At 64.3% G+C, this 19,400-nt stretch carries 18 protein-coding genes and 1 pseudogene; 17 read left to right on the top strand and 2 right to left on the bottom strand.

Annotated features, from left to right (window positions below; all coding sequences use genetic code 11):
* Positions 1-93 precede the first annotated feature (93 nt).
* From ABD093_RS00165 to ABD093_RS00090, 16 genes and pseudogenes are all read left to right on the top strand, one after another.
* Positions 94-810: a TnsA-like heteromeric transposase endonuclease subunit gene (locus ABD093_RS00165; RefSeq protein ID WP_181869291.1), complete on the top strand. Its 717-nt coding sequence runs from the start codon at positions 94-96 to the stop codon at positions 808-810.
* Entirely contained in the window at positions 810-2,771 is a 1,962-nt protein-coding gene (locus ABD093_RS00160; protein ID WP_114328473.1) for a helix-turn-helix domain-containing protein, read from the top strand. Before ABD093_RS00165 ends, ABD093_RS00160 begins: the two co-directional genes overlap by 1 nt.
* Positions 2,768-3,838 (top strand): TniB family NTP-binding protein, encoded by a 1,071-nt coding sequence (locus tag ABD093_RS00155; protein ID WP_114328475.1) that lies wholly within the window; start codon positions 2,768-2,770, stop codon positions 3,836-3,838. The genes ABD093_RS00160 and ABD093_RS00155 overlap by 4 nt, the downstream gene beginning before the upstream one ends.
* Positions 3,839-3,887: 49 nt before the next feature.
* Positions 3,888-5,174 (top strand): TniQ family protein, encoded by a 1,287-nt coding sequence (locus tag ABD093_RS00150; RefSeq protein WP_343874979.1) that lies wholly within the window; start codon positions 3,888-3,890, stop codon positions 5,172-5,174.
* A gap of 471 nt (positions 5,175-5,645) precedes the next feature.
* Positions 5,646-6,839: a hypothetical protein gene (locus ABD093_RS00145; protein WP_343874976.1), complete on the top strand. Its 1,194-nt coding sequence runs from the start codon at positions 5,646-5,648 to the stop codon at positions 6,837-6,839.
* The gene (locus ABD093_RS00140) at positions 6,832-7,698 is read left to right on the top strand and encodes an N-acetylneuraminate synthase family protein (protein WP_114328376.1); all 867 of its coding nucleotides are present in this window, start codon (positions 6,832-6,834) and stop codon (positions 7,696-7,698) included. Before ABD093_RS00145 ends, ABD093_RS00140 begins: the two co-directional genes overlap by 8 nt.
* Positions 7,695-8,420, top strand: a complete 726-nt coding sequence (locus ABD093_RS00135) for an acylneuraminate cytidylyltransferase family protein (RefSeq protein WP_343921869.1) — start codon at positions 7,695-7,697, stop codon at positions 8,418-8,420. The genes ABD093_RS00140 and ABD093_RS00135 overlap by 4 nt, the downstream gene beginning before the upstream one ends.
* Positions 8,421-8,446: 26 nt before the next feature.
* Positions 8,447-9,676 (top strand): MFS transporter, encoded by a 1,230-nt coding sequence (locus ABD093_RS00130; RefSeq protein WP_114307739.1) that lies wholly within the window; start codon positions 8,447-8,449, stop codon positions 9,674-9,676.
* A complete protein-coding gene (locus tag ABD093_RS00125; protein ID WP_343921868.1) occupies positions 9,673-10,242 on the top strand; it encodes a glycosyltransferase family 87 protein in 570 nt (189 codons plus the stop codon). The genes ABD093_RS00130 and ABD093_RS00125 overlap by 4 nt, the downstream gene beginning before the upstream one ends.
* Positions 10,243-10,277: 35 nt before the next feature.
* Positions 10,278-11,186, top strand: coding sequence for a DUF2268 domain-containing putative Zn-dependent protease (locus tag ABD093_RS00120; RefSeq protein WP_343921867.1), 909 nt, complete (start codon positions 10,278-10,280; stop codon positions 11,184-11,186).
* A gap of 29 nt (positions 11,187-11,215) precedes the next feature.
* Positions 11,216-11,983: a MerR family transcriptional regulator gene (locus ABD093_RS00115; protein WP_343921866.1), complete on the top strand. Its 768-nt coding sequence runs from the start codon at positions 11,216-11,218 to the stop codon at positions 11,981-11,983.
* A 42-nt stretch (positions 11,984-12,025) separates the two neighbouring features.
* A pseudogene (locus ABD093_RS00110) lies at positions 12,026-12,982 on the top strand (IS481 family transposase); the annotation flags it as partial.
* 152 nt (positions 12,983-13,134) lie between these two features.
* Positions 13,135-13,281, top strand: a complete 147-nt coding sequence (locus tag ABD093_RS00105; protein WP_343921865.1) for a hypothetical protein — start codon at positions 13,135-13,137, stop codon at positions 13,279-13,281.
* Between the two features lie 254 nt (positions 13,282-13,535).
* Positions 13,536-13,958 (top strand): hypothetical protein, encoded by a 423-nt coding sequence (locus tag ABD093_RS00100; protein ID WP_343921864.1) that lies wholly within the window; start codon positions 13,536-13,538, stop codon positions 13,956-13,958.
* A gap of 15 nt (positions 13,959-13,973) precedes the next feature.
* Entirely contained in the window at positions 13,974-14,705 is a 732-nt protein-coding gene (locus ABD093_RS00095) for an ABC transporter ATP-binding protein (protein WP_193119593.1), read from the top strand.
* Entirely contained in the window at positions 14,702-15,970 is a 1,269-nt protein-coding gene (locus tag ABD093_RS00090) for a hypothetical protein (RefSeq protein WP_193119592.1), read from the top strand. The genes ABD093_RS00095 and ABD093_RS00090 overlap by 4 nt, the downstream gene beginning before the upstream one ends.
* 658 nt (positions 15,971-16,628) lie before the next feature.
* Here ABD093_RS00090 and ABD093_RS00085 read toward each other — a convergent pair.
* Positions 16,629-17,438, bottom strand: coding sequence for an abortive infection family protein (locus ABD093_RS00085; protein WP_193119591.1), 810 nt, complete (start codon positions 17,436-17,438; stop codon positions 16,629-16,631).
* 300 nt (positions 17,439-17,738) lie between these two features.
* Between ABD093_RS00085 and ABD093_RS00080 the strand changes: the two genes are divergently transcribed.
* Positions 17,739-19,040 carry an IS256 family transposase gene (locus ABD093_RS00080; RefSeq protein WP_114359133.1) on the top strand — a complete coding sequence of 434 codons (1,302 nt, stop codon included), beginning with the start codon at positions 17,739-17,741 and terminating at the stop codon, positions 19,038-19,040.
* A 180-nt stretch (positions 19,041-19,220) separates the two neighbouring features.
* Here ABD093_RS00080 and ABD093_RS00075 read toward each other — a convergent pair.
* A partial coding sequence (locus tag ABD093_RS00075; RefSeq protein WP_343921863.1) for a hypothetical protein occupies positions 19,221-19,400 on the bottom strand: 180 nt, incomplete at its 5' end.

Here is a 19,400-nt window from a genome sequence, read left to right as displayed (position 1 = left end):
GTGTCGATTCTCAGAAAACCTGGCCGTGTCTCATCTACTTGGCCACGGCGTGTCCGTGTCTCAGAAAACTTGGCCGTGGTGGATCGTAGAGCTATGGCCACGGGTGTGGCGTCCGCCACGATCCGATACTGCGACCGACTCGGGAATGAGCGGGTAGCGCAGTGGGGCGACGTCGCGCCGGATGAGCTTGCTACCGCGATGCCGGTGCGGGTTCCGCCGACGTTCGCCGGCCAGCGAAACTACCCGGGGCTGTTCTGGTCGGTGCGCAGCCAGCGGCACCTGGTCTACGAGAGCCTGCTCGAGTTGTCCCACTTGTGGCTGCTGGATTTCGCGTCGACGACAGCGGCTATCTCGACCCAGCCGTTCCAGCTGAAGGTCGTCGACTCGTCGCACGTCCCGGACCTTCTCGTACTGGATACGACGGGTGGCGTGGAGGTCCTCGACGTCAAGCCTGCCGCGTTCCGGTTCCACCCCCGCTTCCGCTCCCAGGTGGAGATCTCCGAGCGGCTGTGCACGATGGCGGGCTGGCGCTACCGGGTGGCGACGGAGCCGGATCCGGTGTTGGTGCGCAACGTGCAGTTCCTTGCGGTGGGCCGGCGCCCCATCGCAGAGGCAATTGGCATCGACGACGACGACGTCGTCGCGGTCGCGGCGGGCTACTCGCTGGGCCACGTGCTGGAACGCCTGCGCGAAGAAGTAGTGCCAGAGGGTGCGTTCGCTCTAGTCGCTGCGTTGATGTGGCGCGGCAGGCTCACGGCCGATCTGACTCGGCCCTTGACGATGGAGACGATTCTCGAGGGAGGCAGCTGATGGCCGAGGTGCTGGACGTGGCGGTGGGCGTACGGATCTGGTGGGAGGGGGCAGCCTGGCAGGTCGACGAACTGCGTGATGGTGCAGCACTCCTGTCGCGCGGGGGCAGTGTCCGGCGCATGACTCTGTCCGCGCTGCTGCGGACCGAGGCCACCGCGATCGATGACAGTGAGCAGGTCAGTGACGGTTCGATCCCGAGTGTCGAGCTGCTGGCGAACCTGGACCCGCGCGAGCGACATCATCTGGAATCAACTGTCAAGGCCATCACGGAAGCCCTGGAACAGCGGCCGCAGGACCCGGCCACTCATCTTGCCCACGCCGCGGGCCTCTCGGAGCGCACCGCGCGGCGCCGGATCAGCGCCTTCACGACTCATGGCCCCGCGGGGCTGGTCGACCAGCGGCGCTCGGCATCGGGCCGCAGCAACGCCATCCCCGAGGAGTGGAACCGGGCATTGCGGGATGTGCTGGCTCGTCATCGGGATCTCTCTACGCCGTCGCTGAGCCTGGTCATCGATCAGGCCAACTCGTTGGCCGAGACGCGAAGTCCTGGCTTGGCGCTGCCGGCTCGAGCAACGGCCTACCGGCATCTGCGCGAGGTCACGGCGGGGACGGCGGCGTTCGGTTCGGCCAAGCGGCGGCGTTCGGATGCGGCCCGTCCGCAGGGGGTGCTGGGCAGTCTGCGGGCGGATCGCCCGGGACAGTACGTGGTGCTGGATACCACGCCACTGGACGTTTTCGCCGCGGAGCCGGTGACGGACCGGTGGGTACCGGTGGAGCTGACGGTGGCGATGGATCTGTATTCCCGGTGCATCACGGGGCTGCGGCTGCGTCCGATCTCGACCCGTTCACGGGAGGTCGCGGACGTGCTGTATCAATCGATTACTGCCCAGACCTGGGGGCCGGAGGCGAGCGAAGGTCCCTATGTGGGCGTGCCGGAGGTGGTGGTGTTCGAAACAGGGGCGGTGCCGGATACGATCATCGTCGATCACGGCCGGGCGTACCTGTCCGAGCACGTGAAGGCCGTCTGCGCCCGACTCGGGATCAGCATCCAGCCTGCGACACCGAGAAAGCCGACGGACAAGCCCACGATCGAGCGGTTCTTCCGCACGCTGCGGCAGGGTTTCCTGGAGCGTCTGCCGGCCTACAAAGGCCCGGATGTGTACTCCCGGGGCAAGGACATCGAGAAGCAGGCGTTCTTGTATGTGCCGGAGCTGGAGCAGGCGCTGCGCGAGTGGGTGGGGATCTATCACGACACGCCGCACGAGGGGCTGTGTGATCCGCGCCTGCCGCATGTGGAGCTGACGCCGGCGCAGATGTTCCAGCGCGGGGTCGCGATCGCGGGTCGGATCCGGTTGCCGGTTTCGACCAGCTTGGCGATGGAGTTCCTGGAGGTGGCCTGGCGCAAGATCCATCACTACGGCATCACGATCGACGGGCGCCGGTATGACGGGCCGGAGCTGAACCTGTACCGCGGGCAGCGCTCCGGGCACGGCGGCCTGCATGCGGGCAAGTGGCCGTTCTACGTCGATCGCAACGATGTGCGCGCGATCCACTTCCAGGACCCGGTCACCGAGCAGTGGGCCGCGATCGGCTGGGACCGCGCCCGGGACCTGGATGCTCCGTTCTCGGCCGAGGCGGCCGACTATGTGCGCGCCCTCCAACTGGCCAGCCCCGATCGGAGCGTCGATCCCAAGGAGGCGGTGGGTGAACTGGTCGAGCGCTATTCGCAGCAGAACGTCACCATGCGCCGGGCGGAGAAGAACCTCGCCCGCCACATCACCACCACCGCACCCGAGGGTGATCGGGATCCTCGCCGGACGCCTGCCGGGGCGGCGGGAGAGCTGAGCGTGTTGCAGGAGCATCTGGAGCGCCGCGCCCGGGTGCGGGTCGCGGATGACATGGACGTCTTCGAACGCTACGGCAATGACGACGAGGACCGATTCGAGGTGTTCGAGGGATGACGACGAATCTCTGGACGGCATGGATCCGAGAGCACGGGACCGACCGCAGCGGTATCCACACCAAGGACGACTGGCTGGCCCTTGCCGACAGCACGCCCCGACCTCGGCCGCCTACGCCCGTAGATCCGCGGGCGCTCGGGGTCGAGGAGGGTGAGGACTACGAGGAGACGCGCCGGATTTGGAACGCGAACCCGGCCACGATCAAGACGCCCCAGCTGGCAGGGGCATTCGCGTTGATGGACCAGGTCATGGCCTCTAACTACCGCGATGCGGGCCAGCTTCGCGGCTCGGTGGTGCTCGATGCCGAGCCGGCCCTGGGCAAGACGACGATCGCGGTGCAGTACGCCCGAGGGTTCCATACCCGCACGATCCGCCGCTACGGGGAGCGGACCCGCGATGGCCATCAGCGCATCCCCGTGGCCTACCTGAGCCTGTCGGCCGCCACCACCCTCAAGGGCCTGAACCAGAAGTTGCTGCGGTTCTACGGCCACCCGGCCGCAGCCCGGCACACCCGCACCTCGCTGGCCTCGCTGGCGGTGGACTGCGTCCGCAGCTGCCACACCCAGCTGATCGTCATCGACGATCTGCACTTCGTCGACTTCGCCCACCGCGACGGACGTGCGGTCTCTGACCATCTCAAGAGCCTGGCCAACGAGATGTCCACGACCTTCATCTACGTCGGCGTCCAGCTGCGTCAGCGTCGCTTCTTCGACGAAGGCTCACTGCCCCACGGCGGATCGACAGCGCAGACCGCCCGCCGCGCCACGCGCTGCGAAATCCAGCCCTTCCAACTCGACACCGGCACCGCCGCACGGGCCTGGCGCAAGGTACTGGCCACCTACGAAGACCACCTGATCCTCCACCGCAAGAGCCCGGGGATGCTCGCCGACCGTGCGGATCTCCTCTTCGAACGCACCCAGGGATACATCGGCTCGCTGACCAACCTCATCGACCGCGCCGCCTACCTCGCCATCGTCACCGGCATCGAGGACATCACCGACGACATCCTCGACGAGGTCGTGATCGACAATGCCGCCGAGAGCCAGCACCACGCCGCGGTCCGCTGACCGCGCACCGACCGCCGGTGCCGGGATGCTGGGACGGTCTCCTCCGCCGGTGCGCGCCGGTCAACTCCCGCTGACGGTGCGCCCTCTGCCGGGTGAGTGGGCGATCTCCTGGCTGACCCGTACTGCGCACCGCTTCGCCATCACGCCTCGCGCCCTGCTCCAGGCCACCGGGGTCATCCGCCAAACTGCCTCCACTACGGCGGCGCAGCGTCGCGCGCTGGCACCACAGCGCGTGCGTCTCTTGGGCCTGTCGGAGGACGACGCGGCCGAGCTCGGCGCGCCGCACCCCACGGCTGACGCGTTGCGGCGGAGTCAGACGCTCTACGAACGGCCCTCGAGGCGAGTCGAGCTGCCGGGACTGAGGTATTGCCCGGCCTGCCTCGCCAGCGATGTTCCGGCCTGGTCCAAAGCGTGGAACCTGACGACGACGCTGGTGTGCATCGAGCACCACCTGGTCCTGGTCGACGCGTGCCCCGGTTGCGGAAGGCGGCCGTTCAGCCGCTCGGATTGGCTGGCCACCACCGCGGCGATCCACCTATGCCCACACGCACTCCCCGACGACGGGGGCGAGCGATCCGGGCGGCGCGTGCGACGACGCTGCCGCACCAACCTGCGCACCGCACCAGCTGCCCGCGCCTCGCGCGACGACGTCGCGGCGCAACGGCTGTTCGACGAGACCGCTGAGGCAGACCCCTGTGCTCTAACGCCTGCTTGTGGCACTCACGTCGAGGCAACCATCCTGTTCGGAGCCGTTCTCGACCTCACGGACGCACTACAGGCCCAAGGGGTTCCGGCACGAGCAGCACGCACACGCGCCGTCGCCGCGCTGCAAGAGCCCTCGCCCTCCGCGGCTGCCACCGTCCTGGGCTCACTTGAAAGAGTTCCAATGACCAGAGGTGTTCCCAACCCTCTGGCCGAAGCGCTACGCCTGGAGACCTTCCGCCACCATCTCTCCCCGACCCGGCAGCTCGAGCTGCGAGCGGCACGCACCTTCCTCGCCCCACCGATCCGCGACGGACACCGCCAGCGGCAAGCACACGCTCTGCCCGACCACCGCACACCGCGACCCAAGCTCAGCCAGCTTCGCGACGCCCTACTGCCGATCATCACCGATCGCGGCGGGGCACCGCTTCCCCCCGATGTGGTCAGGCTCCTCCTGGCCCACGTCGGCAGGCCCGCCACGTGGGCCCGCCTTGCCAGAGAGCTCGACCTCCCCAGCGATCTCGTCTTGAGCCTCAGCCCCACCCTGCGCTCATTCCAGAGATCAGGCACCTGGGCGGCCCGCCTGGACGACCTGGAAAACGCGCTGGAACAGATCACCGATCAGGCAAAATAGGACGGCAGCCAATCAGCTCAATACGCGGGCAATACCCAGGCGCTAACCGCGCACAACGGCATATCGGCGCCTAGCGGACGTCACGAGCCAACGAACAGCGTCGGCCACACGCCAATCAGTAGGCTTTCAGAGGCTTATTCGCAACTCGAAATAGCGAGCGTCATCGCAGGGCAGCAGCCCGGATGACGCATGACCGCGGAGTTGCGAATAAGATTCTCAGCATGGGATCTGAGCACGAAGACATCAGGGGCTACCACGACTCGCAGAGCCCTGGTAATCTGGCAGCACACCCGTAGAAGGCTACTACCGGCGGCAATCCCAGGTTACGCCTACCAGATGGAGTGGGTCATGTCAATGGGGTATCGGAACCGGATCAACTAATTTATATTTAAGTGACGGCGCTCTTTTCGCGCGAGTCGGAACCTCCGCCTACGATAACGACAATGCATCGCGTAGCCAGAAAGGTGGAAAATGGTGGATGAGCGCTCGAGCAGAGCAGATGAGTTCATCGCGCGTCTGGGTCTGAGCGTACAGCTGGAGGAGAAGCTACGCTCGGCTCGGCGCGCTTATGTCGTGGGAATGGGTCCCAGCATAGGGAAGTTCGATCTCCACAGCCTCGCCGATGGTCCTGTCTTCGGCGTTAACCACGCCGCGGTCATGGGACTCGACCACGACCTGCTGTTTCTCGCCGATGATCGGCGTCTGGTGCCCGAGCTGCACGCCGGGAATGTGCCGATCGTGACCATCGACGCCTGTCTTCAGGGCAACGAAGGGTTTTTCGCGGACTTGGACCACTTCGCCGACATCAAGGCCGTCCACTACGCACAGAAGATCCCGGCGATCCTCGACATCGACGCCTACCCGGAAGGGCTGCCGCTCGCATACTGGACCGGGTCGGTCGTCACCGATCTCGTCGTCCCCTTCGCAGTCGAGTGCGGCATTGACGAGCTGGTCTGTCTGGGCCTCGACGGCATCGAGGGTTCCTTCCCTGTCACGCACGCCTGGGGCATGGACTCGCTGACCCGTCAGCTGCAGAAGACCTCGGCGTCGACCGAACCAGAGGTCCTGCCCACGGCGGCGATGGTCGCCCATCTGCAGGAGAAGGCTGCGGCTCTCGCAGCCGCAGCTGGCACCCGCGTCCTGAACGCGACACCGGGCGGGGCGACCGAGGCCCTCCGCCGGGTGGATCCGCACACAGCGATGCCGCCGGGCACATGGCTCGAAGCGACCGAAGTCGAGCCACTTCACGAGTCGGCCCTGGCAATCGGCACCTCGATTTTCACGCTACAGGCCCGCACTTCGCGGACTGCGATGCTCTCACACAGCCGCACGGTGTCGAAGCGCGCCGACCATTCACATCTGCATGGAGCCGAGTTCGTCCTCGAGGTCGGGTTCATCGGCCCGGGGCACTTCGCACTTCGGTCCACGAGTCAGGCCTGCTACCTCACTACTCGCTCCGGGTTCGATCAGTACCAACTGCGCACTCCCACGCAGTCGTTCAACACCACGCTGTCGTCGTTCCGCGCCGGCCTCACCCAGGCAGAAGCCGTTGCCCAAGCGGAACTGATCGCGAAGCTCGCTGAGCTCGCCGACCAGCGCGCAGCCATCGGTGATCGCCTCGCCGATCTGTACCTGGGTGCAGCGAGCGAGGTGGAGCGTGGCTGAGCACGACGGCGTCATCATCGTCGCTGAGGTCACGACCAACCACTTCGGTGACCTCGAGCGGCTTCAGCGCATGGTCGAGATTGCCGCCGACGCCGGGGCCGACACGATCAAGGTCCAGCGTCGTTCGGTCGAGGACTTCTATACCCCGGACCAGCTGGCTGAGGCCTATGAGTCGCCGTTCGGGCGAACCTTCGGTGACTATCGTCGGGCGCTGGAGTTGGACGAGAGCGGCTTCGCTCTGCTCGACCGGATTTGCGCCAAGGCCGGCGTGACGTGGTCCGCCTCGGCTCTCGACGTCCCGTCCTTCCGCTACTTCGCAGCTCGCGGCCACCGGCTTATCAAGCTCCCCTCCACGGTCACCCACCACGAGGACCTCATCGACGAAGCTGCGGCCAGCGGGCTCGATGTCGTGATCTCGACGGGCATGACCAGCAGCGACCAGGTCGAGCGTCTCCTTCAGAGGTTCCGCTCGAGCAAGCGCATCTACCTGCTGCAGTGCGTGTCGGCCTACCCGGCCCCGATCGAGGACTGCAACCTCGCGGTCGTGCGCTCCTACTGGCAGCGCAGCCAAGACAATCCTCGAATCGTCCCCGGCTACTCCAGCCATGACGACGGGGCCTTCGGGTCATGTCTCGCCGTGGCCGCCGGAGCGCGCATGATCGAAAAACACGTCAAGCTCGGATCTACTTCGTGGGCGCACTTCGACGACGTCGCCGTCGACCTCGCCACGGGTGATTTCCATGAATATGTCCGCCAGGTACGCCTGGCTGAAGCCGTGACCGGGGACGGACGCAAACGCGTCAATGCTTCCGAGCATCACAAATACCCATGGCGGGCCGGCCACGGAGTGCATTCATGACGACGGTATTCCTTCCCGCTCGAGCAGGCAGCGAACGCGTGAAAGACAAGAACACACGGCCCTTCGCCAGCTTTCCTGGCGGCCTTCTCGAACTGAAGCTGCGCCAGCTCGACCGCGTACCGGGCATCGACGAGGTCCTCGTCTCGACCAACGACGACGAGGTGGCGCGCATCAGCGCTGAGCTCGGCGACGAGCTCGAGGTTCCCGTTGTCCCGCTGGCCCGACCCGACCGCTACGGCTGCAGCAGCTCAAGCATGCAGACCTTCATCCAGGACTACATCGCCTCCCTCGATCTGAGCGGGACGGTACTGTGGACGCACGTTACCCATCCGCTAATGACCTCTGATGGGTACAGGCGAGTACTGCGCCGCTATGACGAAGTGTCGGCCTCGGGCTGCGACTCGCTGGTCACGACCAAGAAGGTGCAGGAGTTTCTGTGGAAGAACGGAAAGCCGTTCAACTACGACCCGGTTCCCGAGCGGTGGCCCCGCACTCAAGACCTTGCCCCGCTGCGCCTGATCAATCACGCGGCCTATGTCATCGACTTCTCGACGCTGGTGTCGATAGGTGACCGCGTCGGCCTGCGCCCGGACCTGTTCGACATCACGACAACCGAGGCATTCGACATCGACTGGCAGGAGGACTTCGACTTGGCAGAAGAAATAGTGTCATTCCGGCGTGGCGTCACAGCTACTGAGCGCACTGCGCGCCCCGTCCTCTGATAGCCGCGACACCTACCAGGAATTCTATGAGAACTTTCGACAAACGCCCAGATGTCTGGGCTATTCCCGCACTCCTGGCCATCGCAATGCTCGCGAACGCGGCGATGGTGCCCCTCGTCCCCTTCGCACTGGCGACCCGGCTCTCCTGGCCGTTGTGGCTCGTCGGCATATACTCCTTCGCCGTCATGGTCGTCACGATGCTCGTCAACCACCGGCTCTCTGCAATCGTCGACACCGCCAAGCGCAAGTCCCTACTCTGCCTACTGTGTGCGGCCTTCCAGATCATGGGAGCCATCGCCGCGGTCGGCGCACTGAACGGGGTGCTCTGGCTTCTGATCCTCACGGTCATGGGCATGGCCATCGGCGGTGCCGTCGCGCCGATCTATTACACCCTCGGACGCCTCCTCGCTGACAGCCGCGGGCGATCCTCGTCAACGGTGAACTCCCTGCTGCGAGTGATCACGTCCGGGGCGTGGGTGGCAGGACCTGCGCTCGGATTCGCCGTCGCGGGCACCTATGGGATCACAACGGCATTCCTCGTCGTCGCAGCGATCTCGGCGGTGGGCGCTATGGCCGTCCTGGCTGCATCGAAGTGGCTGGACTTAGCCGCTCAGCAAGCCGAGTCGAGCAGTGGGTCCGCGGCATCGGCAGCGATCGCTGATAGCAGAAGGAGCTTCGCGCTCCAGAATCTCGCGGCCTTCAGCGTCGTCTTCCTGTTCTCCCTGGCCCACATCTCCACGGCGACCTCGCTAGCGCTGCTTCTCGTGCGCCGCTTCGACATTCCCGAATCGGCCACCGGCCTGTTCCTCGGACTGAAGGCGGGCGTGGAGATGGTCGCGATCCTCTTGACTCCGCTGGTGGCTAAGAGGCTGAGCTCTCGAGCCGTTCTCACACTGGCCGGGTTCGGTGCGCTGGTCGCCTACAGCAGCTACCTGTTCGGGCATGGAACCGGCTGGGCACTGTTCGCCTCCGTTTGGGAGGGGGCCTACTACGGGTTCTTCGCCGTCACTGCGCTCACGTGGATCCAGTCTTTGGCCGGGATGCGGCTGGGACAGTCGACGGGCTTCTACATGAACGGGATTTATGCAGGTGTGCTCATCGGGGCCCCGCTCAGCGGTGTCGTGGCCTCGTTCGATCTCAGTTGGATCGCCGGGTTGTCGTTGCTGGCAGCACTTCTAGCCATCGCAGCCCTGCGTCTGCCGGCCAATGCACCCGCACGCCGGCATCCTGACTTGACGATGGAGGCCTCGACATGACTGCTCTCGCCCGAAACCCACAGGTCCGGTCGAACTTCATTTTCGCCGTTACCATCGCCGTCTACTCCGGCCTCGTGAGCCTAATCGCCTGGAGCCTCATCCCCAGGCTCGGGATCGTTGCCGACCCTGCCTGGGGTATGGACTACGAGGTGTACCTGCGCGCGGCCAGGGAGATCTGGACCGAGGCGCTTTACGAAGACCGGGAGATCCTGCCTTTCCGGTATCCGCCGATCGCAGCGGTTTTCTTCCTCCCGCTGCGACTGGTCAGCGAGGCCTTCGGTCACAACGTCCTCAACACCCTCAGCGTCGCGGCGACGGTCGTAATCTCGTACTGCGTCCTTGGCTGGTACCGAGTCGGGACCGTCCAGGTCCGGCAAGTGCTCGCATTCGCCGCGACGACGGTGTTGGTGCTCGGCACCCCGTGGCGCACTGAGCTCGCTCTCGGTCAGATCAACTCGATCCTCCTGGCCTTCATAATCATCGCTGTCACGCGTCGTCTCGACGGTGCCCGGTGGGGTGCGCTGCTAGGTGTACTGACCGGGGACATTGATCGAGGAAACGGTTGACCTTGTCGTAGCGTCAACGTTTACGGTCGCTTGTCATGACCATTTCAATGATTGACAGTGCCTCGAGCATGAACCGAGTCCTGACGGCGGACGCGAAGGATCGCGCCGACCTCATCCGTGACATGTGGGCTCCGATGGCCGGGATGTACCACTTCATCCCCGGCGGCGTGGACATGGCCACCGTGCACCAGCAGAACTTCGGCTTCCGTCCGGACTCCGCGATCGAGCAGGTCCGCGAAGGTCTGGAATCCCTTGTCGCGGCCGATGCGTGGACCCGCATCGAGAAGGCCCTCGAGGACGGGGTCGCAGCGTTGACGTCTGCCGATCCGGGTGTGACCATCCCCGATCTGAACGTGCTGCTCGTCCTGGGAGATCCGACCAGCCAGCACTTCGTCGACGAGGTGCAAGGGATGTCAGGGTTCGGCGGCATCAGCGGCTACATCGCCATCACCGTCTGGCCCACCTCGCGCGTTCTCGATCGCCTCGAGGCGATCGCGGTCCACGAACTGCACCACAACGTGCGCTATTCACCCGGCGGGATCGTGTGGGACCCACAGACGGTGATGGTTGGCGAGCACGTTGTGTCCGAAGGGCTCGCCGACGTTTTCGCGTCCGAGTTGTATGGCGCCGCCGGCTACACCCACTTCGTGCGCGATGAAACCCGCTCCGACGACCAGGTCCTGGCGAAGGTTGCCAGCGGCCTGGGCGTCACAGGAATGGCAGACTTCGCCGCCTGGGTGCTGGGCGACTCGAGCGCACAACTGTTCGGTGCCGAGCCTGTCGGCTTGCCGACCGGGGCCGGTTATGCAGCCGGTGCTCGGCTTGTCCGCGAATACCTCGACGCCACGGGCGCCACGGCCGCCCAAAACGTCCGCACTCCCGCGTCCGATATCCTGCGCATTGCGCTGCCACGGCTGGGCCTGACCACAGACGCGGCACACTGAGCAGCACGTCGATCGACAGGAGCCCGGTGATGGAATGGACGGTGCACGAGCTCGCTGAACGCGCAGGCATCAGCGGCCGCACGCTGCGCCACTATCACCGCATCGGGCTGCTTGAACCCGATCGCGTCGGGTCCAACGGCTACCGCTACTACGGTCCCGACGCGGTCGCTCGCCTGCAACGCATCCTTCTGCTCCGCGACACGGGTATGCCACTGGCCGACATCGCCGCAGTGCTCGACGCCCCCGAGACGCCGACCGCCGAGGTCGAAGCGCTCGAGGCCCACCTGACACAGCTCGCCGAGGACCGCGAGGCCCTGGACCGGCGCATCAGCGCGGTCAAGCACACCCTGCAGATGCGCCGCGAGGGCCGCGAACCGCGCATGGATGTGATGCTCGAAGGCTTCAACGACCGCTACGAGGCCGAGGTCGTACGACGGTGGGGACGCGAGGCCTTCGACGCGTCGAACCGGTGGTGGCATGCCAAGTCCGTGGAACAGCAACGCGACTGGCAGGCCAACGCCCAGGCCCTGCTCACGCGGTGGGCAGAAATCCACGAAGCCGGCCACACACCCGGCTCACCAGTTGCTCAAGCGCACGCTGCCGACCACGTGGCCTGGTTCGCTGACATCCCCGGGACACCCACCCACGCCGGCGATGCCGAACGATCCGCCGCAATGCTGCGAGGCATGGCCGACCTCTACGAAACCAACCCCGACTTCCACCAAACCTTCGGCAGCCCAGAAGCCGCGCAGTTCGCCGCGAACGCACTGCGAATCCACGTGCAGCATCCGGCCTGACAGCGGCGGATGCCGCGGCGCCGTCCCGGACCGAAAGATGCCATGTCCCATCCCAACGCCGCCCTCACACCGCGTCACCGTCTGAAGGTTGCCCAACTCGTCGTCGAGGAGGGCTGGCCGATCAGTGAGGTCGCCGCCCGATTCCAGGTCTCGTGGCCGACCGTGAAGCGCTGGGTCGACCGCTACCGCGCCGGCGAGCCCATGCACGACCGGTCCTCGCGCCCGAAGAGCTCGCCGAACAAGACGAGCAAGCCCGTCACGAAGCGGTGCGTCAACCTGCGGATCAGGTTGCGGGAAAGGCCAGTTCAACTATCAGCGAGGCTCGGGATCGCGCCCTCCACCGTCCACCGCATCCTCACCACTGCTCGATTGAATCGGCTGTCGCACGTCGACCGGGCGACCGGCGAACCGATCCGTCGTTACGAGCACGCGCACCCCGGGTCGCTGGTGCACGTGGACGTGAAGAAGCTGGGGAACATCCCCGACGGCGGTGGCTGGCGCTACGTCGGCCGACGCCAAGGCGACCGCAACCGCGTCGCCACGCCGGACAAGCCACGCAATCAGCACGGCGGACCCAAGCTGGGCTACGCCTACGTCCACACCGTGATCGACGACCACTCCCGCGTCGCGTACACCGAGATCCACGACGACGAGACTGCTGTCACTGCCGTTGGCGTCATGCACCGAGCTGTCGGCTGGTTCGCCGAGCGTGGGGTCACGATCGAGCGAGTACTGTCCGACAACGGCGGTGCCTACCGGTCGCATCTGTGGCGCGGTACCTGCGAGGCGCTGTCGATCCGTCCGAGGTACACGCGCCCATATCGCCCGCAGACGAACGGGAAGGTCGAGCGCTTCCACCGCACAATGGCCGACGGGTGGGCTTACGCCCGCTGCTACCGCTCAGAGGCAGAACGACGCGACGCTCTCGAGTCATGGCTGCATCACTACAACCATCACCGACCCCACACNCGACCTCGCCCGCACCCCGCAGGCACTCGCAACCACCGGAAGCTAGCGATCGAGAGTGGAAACCAGGCCATAGGTCAGGTCAAGATGTCACCTATCGGTGCGGCAGTCCCGGACGCCACCGCAGCCGCCCGCGACGTCGGTGCCGGCGCCTGGGCCGACTGCCCGGATCTGGGGGAGAGCCGATGAGCGATCTGGTCTGGTTTCTGCTGGGCTACCTCGACGGCAGGGACCGAACCGGCCGGCAGGGCAACCGCTGCTGCTGCGCAGTCATCGCCATAGCGCTGGTGATGCTGCTCGCCAGCGGCGCCGTCTTCATGGCCTCACGCTAGGACGGAGCCAGCAGATTCACGGCCACAGGTCCACCTCTAGTGCCCCCTCTAGGGTGGCCGTCGCGTTGCCAGCGGCAGTCCATAGCTGTAACCCCAGTCACGCTCTGATCACGATCCAGCGAACTACCTGACACCTGCCTGATCATGACCATACGGTTTTCTGTGAGTGCGCAACCTTCCTGCGAGCTACGCACCCGCGTCGCACCCGCGTCGCACCCGCCCGCATTCGAGCAACCCCCAACAAGGAGACCCAAATGCGTACCTTCGCACGACGCCTAGCAACCTCCGCCGCAGCCGCCCTGGCGGCCACCTCACTTCTCGCGGCGCCCGCACTAGCCGAAGGAAGCTTCACGAGCAGTCTTTCTAGTTGGATGGTAGGGAAAGACACCCGCACCTGGTTCGACAACGATCATGACTCTGCCTCTACCAATATCACCATGGGCGGATGTCGGACGACAAACGGCGCGTCACCCGGGAGGATGCAGTTTAAGTTGATCAAGCACCGAACTGCACTGCCCGGGAAGGCAATCGCCACCAATACGATGTCGTGCAGCTCATCGAACGTCACCACGCGGTACGGAGCGCAGGACCGCTCCTATTACCATATCAATTTTGCCGGCGTGGTTGACGGCCCGACAAGGTACTACAGCGCGAGCACCTTCAAGGTAAGCTACTGAGGACACAAGGAACTGGTGACCAGATTGACTCTACACCCCGCACTTCATGTCGATTTGGTGACCTTTCGCTATAAGCGCGCAAGTGCGACCCTCCGGGACTTCTCGTGGACTTTCCCGGCGGGTCGCACTCTGCTATTAGGACCAAATGGCTCTGGGAAGAGCACGCTACTGAGGGTCATAGCTGGTCTACTAAAGCCGAGCAGTGGGCGGGTTGCATACTCTAGTGACACGAATGCCCAGATGACGAAACTGCCAGCACGGCAGATCGGCTACCTCCCGCAGGAGAGCCCTCGCGTTCGCGGGCTTAGCGTCCAGCAACAGGTAGAGTATTCAGCCTGGCTAGCAGGACTCAACTTAAACCTTTCGAAGACGTCTATTGAGGCGATCGATAGAGTCCATTTGCTCGATAAGCTGCGCACACCAACAACATCTCTGTCGGGCGGCGAGGCTAGGCGCTTGAATCTCGCTTGCGCTATAGTGCATTCTCCAGACGTCCTTCTACTCGATGAGCCGACAACTGGACTGGACCCCGTAGAGCGGATAAATCTCGCCGAAATAATCGGCAACAGGATGGGCGCAGAGAACATCATCACAGCCACACACGAAGCGGAAGCCCTCATGGATGTTAGTACCGATATTGCGATCCTTGTCGGTGGCAAGATTACTGACTCGTTTCCTGCAACGAACAGCACAAGTGAGTGGTTAGATCGATACCGGTCCGCACTATCCCGGGAGAACCATTCGTGAACCGCGCACTCTCCGCAGTCCGGGTGCTTGGACTTGCGTGGCTTATCCCGCTACAAGTAGTCGCCATCGCGGTTTATCGATCTGGGACCTTCTCTGTCGAGGAGGGTTATTCGCCAGCAGAGCAAGCACTCGGGTCCGAGTCTTTCATTCTCTGCATCCCCTTAGTGGCGCTCGCGGCCGCGATTGCCGCGAACAAGCTTGACCGTTCCGGTTTCCTTGATCGTCCGCTAGCCCGCCCTCCCCTGCTCACGTTGGGCATGCCACTGCTTGGGATATTCGTACCATCTGCGGTAATGGCAGTTGCCGCCCAGGCATTTTCTCTCCGCAATGCTAGCGATGTCAGCGTGAGCTTTATCCTGCTGTTGACTCCCGTGCTCTGGGCGGGAGCATCAACCCTCTTCGGGTGGCTGGTTGGCGCCAAATTGCCACTTAAGTTTGCCGCCCCGCTCAGCGTCTTGGTCCCATATGCCATCGTAGGCTTTCCCCCAGCGATGGATCCAGCCTGGATGCAGCACACCATAGGAATGAGCACTTTGTGCTGCGGTGTGAGCGAGGTCCCCAGCTGGAGGCCTCTCTTGGCAGCGTTTCTGCTTGCTGGTGGCGCCTCTCTTGCCATGTGGGTTGCGATCACAAGGCGACTAACTCGTTCGATAGCCGCAATTGCCATTACAGGCATTATCATTCCGGCATTAATGGCGGGATTTAGTGCGATAGTGGCTATGCCGCTTGGGTACCAGGCGACCAGCCCCAGGGATGGCAATTTGCTGTCGTGCAAGGATTTTGGGGTCGAGGTCTGCTACTGGCCCGAGCACGCTTTTGAAGTAGAGTCTTCTGAGCCTGAGATTCGTGCAGTCATCGAGGTGGCCCGGACGAACGGATTACTAGTCCCGGACCGGCTAGTCGAGCTACCTGAGGATAAGGCTCAATGGCCTGCCGCTCCGCTCCTTATCCGAGAGAATGATTCCCCCGTCGAGGTGCAACGAAAAGTAGCATGGGCAATGATGCCCATCCCTTCTGTTGAATGCCAAGAGAAGATGGCTTCGTCTGGCATGGGGGAAAGCTCCTTAACCTATGTGGCGGGCAGTGAAGTTCTCGCCGTATGGCTTGGCGAAGCAGTGGGAAACCCGCTTCCATCGGATATTATTTCACCAGACGTTCCTGACATTGTGGACGGCATTAGCGGTGACACTGACGGCGGGGCAGGTCGGCTCCGAGAAGCTCAGGAGTTAGTCACTAGTTGCTCGGTCGACAGGGCGGTCCTCTGAAGTGTACTTATTGGTACGAAGTCGACTGAGTGTCGCGCTGTCGGTCGCCTGGGCGGCAACGATCGGAGTTATTGCACTTCTCCCAGCAATGACAGTGCCTCTTCCGAATTTGAGTGGATCTGCACCGCTGGTTACTCTTTTCGTGCCCAGCCTGTCGGCCGCCTGCGTCACGACGTTAGCGGCAACACCGTTGACTGATTTGGAACGCCTTTCGGCGCGCCCAGTAGTTGGCTATATCGTCGCCCTAATGGTCGGCGTTAGTATTTTTTTTCTGATCGCCATGACTGCACTAGGAGTGACTGGCGACGAAGAGATGGCCTTAATAGCAACCAGGTCTTACTGTGCATACTTGGGGATTGGGCTTATCGGCGTTACCCTTGTGGGCGAGGTTGGCCCGGCAATGCCCGTTCTTGCAGCTGCGACGTTAGGAGTTGCTGCGTCTCCTGGCGGCTCCTTTATTTTCGCTTGGTCGGTTTCTAGGGAGTTGCCGATGCACTTCTGGGCGGCTCCTGCGATTTTGCTCTTCAGTGGACTTCTGTTTTTCTTTTTCGCTAACCGAGACAGTCGCACTTGGCGAGTGGAGAAGACCTCAGGCGACAGGCCTTGAGGGCGCAAGGCGCGATGCGTCACAAACGGCCCAAAGCGGCCGCCCCCCCCATTAAGGGCGCGAGCTGTGCTCTGCGAGCAGAAAGTTAACGACACTGAGGGTCAAGTCGCGAATAAAAGTCGCCTCGGGCTTACTCATCGTTGTCAATACTGTTCGACCGTGCCCCGATCCCTGATCGTTGCGGACCTTCCGCACGGCCTCCGCGATCTTAGGGACGCTCTGGTTCAGTGTGGCCAGCGCTTTGGAGGCTTCGCTGGTTGCGTCGGCAGGGCGCGTGCTGATCCCTGCCAGCTTCATCGCCCTATTGACGAGAGCTTCCAGTGACTCATCGGGCTGGTAGCTCTGCTGCCGTTCCTCCAGCACGAACTTAGCTGCCGCCTCCAATGAGTCTTTCGCAGCACCGACCATGAGCGAGATGTCATCACCGGAGTTCCGTAACCGCTTCAGTTGCAGCTCTAGCGCCTCTCGACCTCCTGCCTGCACGTCGATGATCCCGAGTGGAGCAAGGGTGCCCGTTTCGCTCAGTTCCCACCCGACGTGCGTCAGGCTCCTGCGCAGCTCCGCCACCATCTGCTGCAAGTCGGGGGAGTGCGGGGCTCTTGAGAAAACCCCCTTCGTCATGAGCGACATTGTTAGGGCGCGGATCAGCCCGTTTATCTGGCCATCCTCGGCTGCATCAAAAGCGTTGTTGATCCGTCGCGCTTTCGAGATTGAGTTGATCCCTGTCCCCGGCGGAGACTGCGGGGACGAGACTTGGGCGCGCCGGAAGGCCACATCCATGTCGGCATGAGTCGGCGGCGACTCCGTTCCGAAGATGTCAGCGAACGCCGCCGCTACTGTCCACACGTCATCTCTGCTCATCCCGCAAGTATGCCCATAGGGGAGGGAGCTAGGCCCCTGCTCGCTGGCTTGTTGCGCTGACCCATGCGGACGGGCCGATCCAACGCCACGAGAGACTGCACCATAAACGGTCGTTGAGAGCACGCCCAGCGGTCACCTGCACGGACACCCATCAGCGCAGGTGGAGGAATGATCAGAACCTGTGGATGACTCCCGGCGAGGGGGCGTGCAAGGGGCGCACCTTCCCGAGGATGATCTTCTAGACGAAGCAGTTCTGATCAAGGACCGGCGTTGGCTCGCTGGTTCGGGAAGGTACGCCCGATGCTCAAGATAGTCCCCGACTCCGACGAGGCCAATCAGAACGGGGCGAATCCGTCCGGCGAGTCGGTGCTCGACGCGCTTGCCCGTGACGGGGCGCGGCAGATGCTCGCGGCGGCGCTGCAGGCCGAGGTCGCCGCCTACGTCGATGCCGCGGCCGACGAGGTCGACGCCGACGGCCACCGGCTGGTGGTCCGCAACGGTCACCACGAACCGCGCGAGGTGACCACCGCGGCGGGCGCGGTGCCGGTCCGTGCTCCGCGGGTCAACGACAAGCGCACCGACGAGGCCGGGGAGCGACGTCGGTTCGCCTCGGCGATCCTGCCCGCCTGGGCCCGCAAGTCGCCGCAGGTGGCGGAGGTGCTGCCGCTGTTGTACCTGCACGGGCTGTCCAGCAACGATTTCGCCCCCGCGCTGGAGCAGTTCCTGGGCACCAGCGCAGGCCTGTCGCCCGCGACGATCACCCGGCTGACCGGCCAGTGGCAGGACGAGGCGACGGCGTTCAACACCCGGTCGTTGGCCGGCACGGACTACGTCTATGTCTGGGTCGATGGGATCCACCTCACCGTGCGGCTGTCTCAGGACAGGGTCTGCCTGCTGGTGATGATCGGGGTGCGTGCCGATGGCCGCAAGGAGCTGATCGCCCTGGCCGACGGGTTCCGCGAGTCCGCGGAGTCGTGGGCCGATCTGCTGCGTGACTGCAAGCGCCGCGGGATGGCCGCCCCGGTGCTCGCGATCGGCGACGGGGCGCTGGGGTTCTGGTCTGCGGTCCGCGACGTCTTCCCCACCACTCGCGAGCAGCGGTGCTGGTTCCACAAGATCGGAAACGTCCTGTCCGCGCTGCCGAAGTCCGCCCAGCCCGGGGCGAAGAAGGCCCTGGCCGAGATCTGGCAGGCCGAGGACCGTGCCCATGCCGAGACGGCCGCGAAGAACTTCGCCGACGAGTACGGGGCCAAGTGGCCCAAGGCCGTCGCGAAGATCACCGACGACCTCGCCGTGCTGCTGGAGTTCTACGACTACCCCGCCGAGCACTGGATCCACCTCAGGACGACCAACCCGATCGAGTCCACGTTCGCCACCGTGCGGTTGCGCCAGCGCGTGACCAAGGGTCCCGGCTCCCGCGCCGCCGGCGTCGCGATGGCATTCAAGCTGATCGAGTCCGCTCAGACCCGCTGGCGGGCCGTGAACGCTCCCCACCTGGTCGCCCTCGTCCGAGCCGGCGCTACCTTCGAGAAAGGCCGCCTCGTCGAACGCCCCGACGACCAGACCGATCATCGGCCAGGAGACCGCCAACAGGCGGCTTGATGCACCGAGCTATAGGGCTGGACATGCAGGCTCGAGGTGCGAAGTCACCCGTTGTCTTACCTACCGTCCGGTAGCCAGTGTCTCAACCGCCACGCTTTGGCATAGATCACGTTGTTCGTTATCCAAGTAGGTGCGCGCGAGCTCGCGGAATGGGGCTCGCACGCATCGCGCAAGAAACCGTCAACCGGAGGAATCATGGATCGGCGAAAGTTCTTCACCGCAACGTTCGTCGGGGCCGCCGCCGCAGAGATCGGCGAAGAAGCGGTCACAGTGCTCCAAGACATTCTCGGAGTGGGCGGCGTCGTCTCCGCCTGCTCTCTCTGACCCGTTCGTTGACCCGAAGGAATCCACTTTGATGGC

It is taken from the genome of Brachybacterium tyrofermentans (genome assembly GCF_039526165.1).
Taxonomy (GTDB): Bacteria; Actinomycetota; Actinomycetes; order Actinomycetales; family Dermabacteraceae; genus Brachybacterium; species Brachybacterium tyrofermentans.
The sequence above is the reverse complement of the archived record's forward strand: the minus strand, read 5'-3'. Positions and strand labels throughout refer to the sequence as shown.